This is a genomic window from Phytoactinopolyspora endophytica (genome assembly GCF_004138495.1).
GTDB lineage: Bacteria > Actinomycetota > Actinomycetes > Jiangellales > Jiangellaceae > Phytoactinopolyspora > Phytoactinopolyspora endophytica.
The window spans coordinates 11543-14847 of sequence record NZ_ML142862.1 but is presented as its reverse complement, the minus strand read 5'-3'; the positions used below and the strand labels follow the sequence as shown (position 1 = coordinate 14847).

Below are 3305 nucleotides of genomic sequence, written 5' to 3'. Positions count from 1 at the left end.
ACTCGTACCACGAACCGTAGAGCGCCCGTTCTCGCTCGATCAGCAGCGGGTACGGTCCGTTCTCGGTGACCAGGTCGCGCAGCGGGTGCATGGCGAGGATCGCGCTGACCGCGTGGTCGAGCGCGGCCGCCAGCCGGACCTCGGCTGGCCGGGTCCCGTCACGGACGGCCTTGGCCGCGGTGCGCAGCCGCTTGCGTTCCTCCGTGGTGCCGCGCGGCAGGTTCTTCGCGGCTCGTTCCAGCAGCAGCGCGCCTTCGGTCAGCATGAGCTCGACATCGATGCCGGCCTCGATCTTGATCTGCGCGTCATGCTGCCATGTGGCGACCGGATCCGCCCATCCCTCCACGGTGAACGACCAGTCACCTGGCGCATCCGCGGCGAACTCGGTGCGCCAGCGGTCGAGGTGCGCGGGACCCGTCCGGGACATGTGAGTACGCCGGCGGACCCGCCCTCTGGGATCGTGGAGCACGGCGGAGGCGGCCACGGCGTCGTGCCCCTCCCGGAAGACCGTTGCGGAGACCTCGAACGTCTCACCCACGACGGCCTTGGCGGGGTAGCGCCCACATTCGATCGAGGGGGCGACATCGAGGATCGGGATTCGTCCAGTCATCGGGGATAACGGTACCCACTGTGCGGATTTGATGTTGCGGCGGAGCGACTTGTCCGCGACGTCCTGAATCGCGGTATGCACTGGGACATTACCGCCTCGCCACAGCCCTGGCCAGGGTCTGCGAACTGGGCTCGATCTAGGGCCGCAAGATGCGCCTGGACGCGGGATAGGCAGAGTGTGAGCCCGTCGCTGCTACCCAGGGACGCGCCCCACCTCAGACGTTGAGGCCCGGCCCGGTGATCCTCCCCTGGCGTGGCTCGCGGCTTGCTCCAAAGAAGCTTGGTGCGGGTCAGCTGTCCTTCATCGTAGCTCGGTGCCGTGATGAGTCATCCTGAAGGCACCCGCGTGACGTGTCGTGGTGATTCTGACCGGGGCAGTGGTCTTGTGTGACCGGTCGTGGGACCCCGCCTCAGCCATCCAAGCGTCACCAGTCGGCGGAAGGCTGAAGGCGGCGATAGCGGTGGGCCTTGGTATTCGGGAAATGCGGGATATGGATCCATTCAGGGTATAAATACTACTTCCCATTCAACAGAGACATGTTCACAAAGGTGCGGACCGCTTCGCAGCGTCTGAATGTATCAGTCAAGCTAGGCTGAGGTTGGGGCATGAATTGCGATACTTTGCGGCTATTTTGATAGCGGCGGTGACGCTGGCGGGCTGTTCCGGCGGTACAGAACCGCAGGACCCGGCCGAACGGCCGGAGATCGTCACGAAGGCTGGCGTGACGGCCCTGGTCGACACCAGAACCGACAGCGGCATGGACGCCGAGGTGGTGGGCGAACTGGTGGTGGGCCCTGGTGACTGTCTCGCTCTGGATGACGGTCTCGTGGTGAGGCCGGTGATCTGGCCGGAAGGATCAACACTCGCGGATGACGGGCAGGCCATCGAGATTGGGCGAGACGGGCCGACCGTGCGAATCGGCGAGTACGTCGAGGGCGGAGGCGGCGAGATAGATCCGGGGGATGCGACGTACACCGAAATCCCGGAGTCGTGTCTCCCCGAAGAAGGTGTGGCCGTTGCGCTGACTTCATGGTGAGGCTGCGGCCCTCCGTCGGATCGACGGTGGGCCCGCCCGGCCGTCCGGTGACGTGGCGCGTCTCACACTGACGACACTGCCGTTTGTCTTGGCGCTAGATGCGACTAACGTTACCGGTCGTGCGAGCCATTCGACGACTGACCGTCCGGACTGTCCTGCCTGAGCCGCTGGCTCCCCTGGGCGAGCTGGTGACCAACCTTCGCTGGTCATGGCATCTTCCCACCCAGGAGCTATTCGCCGAGGTCGACCCGCTCATCTGGGAGTCGGTACGGCATGACCCGGTCAGGCTGCTGGGCGAGGTGCCGCCCGCGCGGCTGCGAGAGCTGGCGGAGGACCCGGTGTTCCTCGGTCGTGTCCAAGCAGCCCACGACGATCTGCAGCGCTACCTGACCGAGGATCGCTGGTACCAGAACAACGACGGCGACAACCCGGCCGCAATCGCCTATTTCTCGCCCGAGTTCGGGATCACCGATGTGCTGCCGCAGTACTCCGGAGGCCTCGGTATCCTCGCCGGTGACCACCTGAAGGCGGCCAGCGACCTCGGAGTTCCGATCGTCGGCGTCGGTCTGCTCTACCGGCACGGGTACTTCGTCCAGTCGTTGTCGCGCGAGGGCTGGCAGCAAGAGCGCTACCCCGTGGTCGACCCGGACAACCTCCCGCTCACTCTGTTGCGGGACACCGACGGCACCGCGGCCCGCGTCAGGATCGACCTGCCGGGCGGGCGGACCCTGGCCGCCGCCATCTGGGTGGCACAGGTGGGCCGCGCGCCGCTGCTGATGCTCGACTCCAACGTGGAGGAGAACGGGCAGTCCGAACGGGACGTCACGGACCGGCTCTACGGCGGCACCGGCGAACACCGGCTTGTGCAGGAGATGCTGCTCGGCATCGGCGGCGTGCGCGCCCTGCGGGCGTACAGCAGAATCACCGGGTCCGCCGCGCCCGAGGTGTTCCACACGAACGAGGGACACGCGGGTTTCCTCGGGCTGGAACGGATCAGAGAACTGACCGAAGGCGAGGGCATCGAGTTCGACGCCGCCCTGGAGGCCGCCCGCGCGGGCACCGTGTTCACCACGCATACCCCGGTCGCGGCCGGGATCGACCGCTTCCCGAGAGAACTCGTCCAGCAGTACTTCGGCGGCGACAACGCCACCACCGGCGTCCCTGTCGATCGGATCCTGGCGTTGGGCACGGAGGACTACGAAGGCGGCGACCCCAGCGTGTTCAACATGGCGGTCATGGGGCTGCGCCTGGGGCAGCGGGCGAACGGCGTGAGCCGGCTGCACGGGCAGGTCAGCCGGGGAATGTTCAGCGGTCTCTGGCCGGCGTTCGACGAGAACGAGGTGCCGATCGGCTCGATCACCAACGGCGTCCATTGGCCGACCTGGGTGGCACCGGAGATCATGAAGCTGCGGGAAGAGAACGTCGAGATCCGGGACGCCGGCGACTGGGAGAGCGCGATCGCCGCGCTCTCGGACGAGCACATCTGGTCGATCAAGCGAATCCTCCGGGAGCGGTTGGTGACCGATGCCCGGCGGCGGCTGCGCGCGTCGTGGCAGCAGCGCGGTGCCAGCGAGGCGGAGATCGGCTGGGTGGACGACGCGCTGGACCCGGACGTTCTCACCATCGGCTTCGCGCGCCGGGTGCCGTCGTACAAGCGTC

3 protein-coding genes are annotated in these 3305 nt (G+C 67.0%); 2 read left to right on the top strand and 1 reads right to left on the bottom strand.

Going from position 1 to position 3305, the window contains the following annotated elements; genetic code table 11:
• Positions 1-610 (bottom strand): maltotransferase domain-containing protein (locus tag ELR45_RS41395; RefSeq protein WP_240760085.1); only part of this gene is annotated, 610 nt, incomplete at its 3' end.
• A 643-nt stretch (positions 611-1253) separates the two neighbouring features.
• Between ELR45_RS41395 and ELR45_RS23340 the strand changes: the two genes are divergently transcribed.
• Positions 1254-1646, top strand: coding sequence for a hypothetical protein (locus tag ELR45_RS23340; protein WP_129668499.1), 393 nt, complete (start codon positions 1254-1256; stop codon positions 1644-1646).
• Positions 1647-1765: 119 nt separating this feature from the next.
• Positions 1766-3305, top strand: a 1540-nt coding sequence (glgP, locus tag ELR45_RS38815) for an alpha-glucan family phosphorylase (RefSeq protein WP_205857118.1), incomplete at its 3' end; no start/stop codon positions are given.